4 protein-coding genes are annotated in these 4,607 nt (G+C 57.2%); all 4 read right to left on the bottom strand.

Features of this window, described 5'->3' with window-relative positions:
* Positions 1-53: 53 nt before the first annotated feature.
* Positions 54-1,604 (bottom strand): ABC transporter ATP-binding protein, encoded by a 1,551-nt coding sequence (locus SMC5_RS08305; protein ID WP_207799167.1) that lies wholly within the window; start codon positions 1,602-1,604, stop codon positions 54-56.
* A gap of 11 nt (positions 1,605-1,615) precedes the next feature.
* Entirely contained in the window at positions 1,616-2,632 is a 1,017-nt protein-coding gene (locus tag SMC5_RS08310) for a BMP family ABC transporter substrate-binding protein (protein WP_119120334.1), read from the bottom strand.
* On the bottom strand, positions 2,629-3,594 hold the full coding sequence (locus tag SMC5_RS08315) for a ribokinase (protein ID WP_119120335.1): 966 nt from the start codon (positions 3,592-3,594) through the stop codon (positions 2,629-2,631). Before SMC5_RS08315 ends, SMC5_RS08310 begins: the two co-directional genes overlap by 4 nt.
* A gap of 2 nt (positions 3,595-3,596) precedes the next feature.
* Positions 3,597-4,607: LacI family DNA-binding transcriptional regulator (locus SMC5_RS08320; protein WP_119120336.1), on the bottom strand; the 1,011-nt coding region annotated here is incomplete at its 5' end.

Here is a 4,607-nt window from a genome sequence, read left to right on the forward strand (position 1 = left end):
GCGCCAGCACGAGCGCTCCAATGGCGAAGGCCGCCAGGACGCCGAGAATCCCGCTAAGAGCCTGTTTTCGCATGTGCAGCTTCCTTTCCCCCAAGCATGTAGTACCCGACCTCCTCGCGATTCGTCGCGTCCGTTGCAAGGTCCGCGACCACGTCACCCTGGCACATGACGACGATGCGGTCGGCCACCATGAAGAGTTCGTCGAGGTCGGCCGATACCAGCAGGACCGCTCGTTTCTTGCTTCGCAGGTCCAGGAGCAGCTGATGGACATATTCGATGGAACCGACGTCCAGGCCCCGCGTCGGCTGGTCCATGAGAACGAACGGCGTTTCCAGCAACAGCTCGCGACCGAGAACCACCTTCTGCTGGTTGCCTCCCGACAATGAATGGAACGCATCTCCCGCACTGCCCATGCTCACGTCAAACTGTTTCCGTATCTGCTCAGTGAACGCAGCTGCGCGTCGGTAGTCGAGGCCGAGACCCCTCCAGGTACTGAAACCCGGATCAAGTATATGATGCGTCATGATGGCGTCTTCCAGGACGGAAGCGTTGACACTGGCACCCATCTTGCCTCGATCCTGCGGAACGAAGGAGATCAGAGTCCGTCTGGTCAGGATGTCGGCATGCGTAATGTCTTGGCCATTCACCTCGAGTGTCCCCGATGTCATTGTGGCGAGACCCATGATTGCGTTCACCAGCTCGAACTGACCGTTCCCCTCGACGCCGGCAACGCCAACGATCTCGCCGGCACGCACTTCGACGTTTGCGTCATGCAGTCTTGCGCGATGCTCGGTGTCGCTGCAATTCAGCCCTTGCGCACGGAAGACGATCTCTCCGGGTTCCTGTGGCTGGCGCCGCGATGTGAACAGGACCTCTCTGCCTACCATCTGCCGAGCCAGATCCTCTTTCGTGAGCTCAGACGCAGCGGACGTACCTACGATCTTGCCGCGCCGCATGACGGTCACGCGATCGCTCAAGGTCAGGACTTCGTCGAGCCGGTGGGAAATAAAGATGATCGTGTGCCCTTTGTCTCTGAGACGAGCCAGCTCGGTGAACAACTGAGGGATCTCCTGAGGCGTCAGAACTGCCGTCGGCTCGTCTAGAATAAGCACGGAGACATTCCGGTACAGCAGTTTGAGAATCTCGACCTTTTGGCGCGCAGCTACCGAAATATCCCCTACGAATGCGTCAAGATCCAGGTTGAACTGAAACTCCTGGATCTTCTGGCGCACCGCTTCACGCGCCCTGTGAGCGTCGATTGTCCCGAAGGCTCGGACGGGCTCGGCGCCCAGAACGACATTCTGCCATACCGTGTATTCCGGAATAAGCAGGATCTCCTGATGCACCATGCCTATTCCGGCAGCAATCGCCTCATGTGGCGTCCTGAAGTCAACCTTGGCGCCTCTGAAGAAGATGTCCCCTGTGTCCCGACGCTCGAGGCCGTAGAACACCTTCATAAGCGTGCTCTTCCCGGCTCCATTCTCCCCAACCAGTGCGTGGATCTCACCGGCTTCAAACGATACCGACACGTCAGCAAGCGCGACCGTGTCCGGGGGAAACACCTTGGTGATGTGCTGCAGGTCGATCAGGACGTCACGTACCACAAACAGGTGTCCTACTGGTACGTCTTGACGACGAGCGTGCCGTCGATGATCTGCTGGCGGACTTTGCTGATGCGATCCAGAATGCTCTTTGGAAGAACTTGTACCGTCGCGTCAGTCACAAGGTCGATGTTACCACTCTTCAGTCCATACTTGATGACCTGGCCAAGCTTGTAGCTACCATCCCTGATTGTCTTGTAGATGCCTTCAATGGTCTTGCCGACATCCTTGATATCCGATGCGATGACATAGCCGGGTTCGATGTTGTTCTGGTTCGTATCGACGCCGATCGCGTACAAACCACGCTCCTTGGCAGCCTGCAAAACACCAAGGCCGGTTTCACCCGCTACCTGAAATACCACATCGCACTTCTTGTCGTATAGACTGATAGCCGCCGCCTTGCCCTTGGCGGGATCGTTCCAAACGCTGGCGAGCACGACGCGCTCGACCTTGATAGTCTTATCGATGTAGTGGACGCCGTCCTTATAGGCCTTTACAAACGCCATGGTAACCGGATCGTCGCCCGCGGCTACCACACCGACGATCTTGTCGGCGTTGATGTTCTTGATACTCATGTCCGTCGTCGTAAGACCGGCACAGACACCCGCGAGGAACGCGCTCTCTTCCTCAATGTACTTGGCGGACGTTATCGTGTTCTTGCTGTTCTGAACGATCGTGTCGATGTTGACGAAGATCTTGTTCGGATACTTGTCGGCTATTGCCTTCAAGTTGTCCTCGAAAGCATAGGAAATAACGAACACGACGTCACTGTACTGTGCAGCGGCTTCCAGCGCGGGTTCATACTTGCCGGCATCGAAGTTGCATTCGATCGTTCTGGTTTGAACCCCATACTGCTTCTTGATCGCGTCAATACCCTTCTGGCCGGAGTCGTAGAATGCATTGTCGCCGAGGGCCCCATTGATGACGTAGACGACTTTGTCGGTCTTAGGACCAGTTGCTGTCGGCTTGCAACCGGAAAATGACAAACCCATGATCATGAGCGCAAGCAATATGCATAGTATTCTCTTCATGTCGACTCTTCTCCTTTGTCCTTCAGGTCTGCTGCTCTGGGCATTCGGTCGCCTGTGCGCAGCCTTGACTCAAGAAACGCAGTGAGTTCCACTTCATCCGGCATCGATTGCTGAGCACCCGGCCGCGTTACCGTAAGCGCACCCGCAGCCATCGCCCGGCGGAGTGCCATCTCGGGGTCAAACCCCAGGTCTATCGAGGCAGCAAACGCTCCCTGGAAAGAATCGCCTGCAGCCGTTGTATCGACCGATACCACCGAAAAGGCGGGCACCTCAGGACTCTCGAACGCACCAATCGCAAATGCACCCTTGTCTCCCCGTTTCACGATGACGGTTCGTGCGCCCAGACCCAGAAGGACTGCTGCGGCCTCTTTGATGTCGCTGGTTCCGGCGAGCCCACGTGTCTCACCCTCATTCGGCATGAGATAGTCCACGTCGGCGAACACTGTCGGCCTCATCGTAACGGACTCCCATGGGGAGGGATCAAGGATGACCGTAGCTCCTCTCAGGTGCGCTATACGAGCAGCTTCAAGAACGATCGCAAATGGGATTTCGCACTGCAGCAACAGAACGACCCTGGGCCGCAGCAACTTCTCCAGAGTCTTGAGTTCGGTGACCCCGACAGCGCCGTTGGCACCGGGGACGACCACAATGCGATTCTCGCCGCCTGTCTCCACCAGGATGAACGCAACTCCTGTCGGCAAGACTGGATCCACCATGACGCCGTTAAGATCCACTCCATAGGCCGACAACCCATTCATCACGTCCCGCCCAAAAGCGTCTGATCCCACACGACCCACCAGGAAAGTCTCCGCTCCCAGTCGGGCAGCCTGCACTGCCTGGTTCGCACCCTTTCCACCGGGGTTCGTGAGCCATCCAGTCGAGACAATGGTTTCACCCTGGTCTGGCACACGCTCGCAGCGGACAACGAGGTCCATGTTGATGCTACCGAATGATACAACCATGACTACAGGGTAGTTGCCGAAAGGTGCTCTACAGAAGTACTCCGAAGCGCAGTCGAATCCCTGACCACAAGCTCCGTCGGGAGAACCACCGGTTGACGCGACACATGACCGGCTCTCATGTCGAGAATCGCTCTCACGGCCCGCCGCCCCATCTCATAGGTTGGCTGTCGCACCGTCGTCAACGACGGCCTGAAGATCCTCGCAAATGCGATGTCGTCAAAACCAGTGACTGACATTCTTTCCGGCACCGGGATACTCACTTCTGCAAGTCTCGCCAGAACGCCAAATGCACACAAGTCATTGGCACAGACGACACCCGTCGTGCCATCCATCAAGGACTCGGCCTGTTTCATGGCTTCGTAGCCGTCGTCGATGTCAAAACCGGCACGCACGACGTCGAAACTGATATGGTGCAGATGGCACTGGTCGCGGAATCCTCTGAGCCTGTCTTCAGTTGTAGAGATCTTTGGAGGTCCAGACAAATACAGCAGTTTGCGGTGCCCGAGTTCCGCCAGGCAGTCGATTACAGCCTTGCTCCCGCCATAGTTGTCGGCACTCACCTGTGACACCAGGGATCCGGAGAGTCTACGGTCCATGACAACTACGGGAATGCCGACCGCCAGCTCCGCCACATACGCATCTCTCGGGGAGGCACCAGCCACGATGACTCCCGCCACAGTCAGATCATGCAGAGAATGCAGGTACTCCTTCTCTTTGGCCACATGACCGTCGCTATTGCAGACGATAAGGTTCAGGCCATGTTTGCGTGCTTCATCCTCCGCGCCTCGCACGATAGCTGGAAAAAAGGGGTTCGTGATGTCTGGAACCACCAGTCCAATGAGATCGGATTGGCCAAGGACCATGGCGCGTGCGATAGGGTTAGGCTTGTAGTCCAGCTCCCTGGCCACCTCCAGGATGCGCTCACGCAGTTCCGGCCGCACCATCTCCGGTTTCGAGAACGCCCGCGACACTGTGCTTGTGGAAACGCCCAGCTTCCGCGCGATTTCCCTCAT

The organism is Candidatus Cryosericum odellii, from assembly GCF_003570935.1.
GTDB lineage: Bacteria > Caldisericota > Caldisericia > Cryosericales > Cryosericaceae > Cryosericum > Cryosericum odellii.

What these genes read in the sequence shown, in the direction of transcription:
- SMC5_RS08310 (WP_119120334.1), bottom strand. Translation starts at nt 2,632, where the DNA reads ATGAAGAGAATACTATGCATATTGCTTGCGCTCATGATCATGGGTTTG.
- SMC5_RS08315 (WP_119120335.1), bottom strand. Translation starts at nt 3,594, where the DNA reads ATGGTTGTATCATTCGGTAGCATCAACATGGACCTCGTTGTCCGCTGC.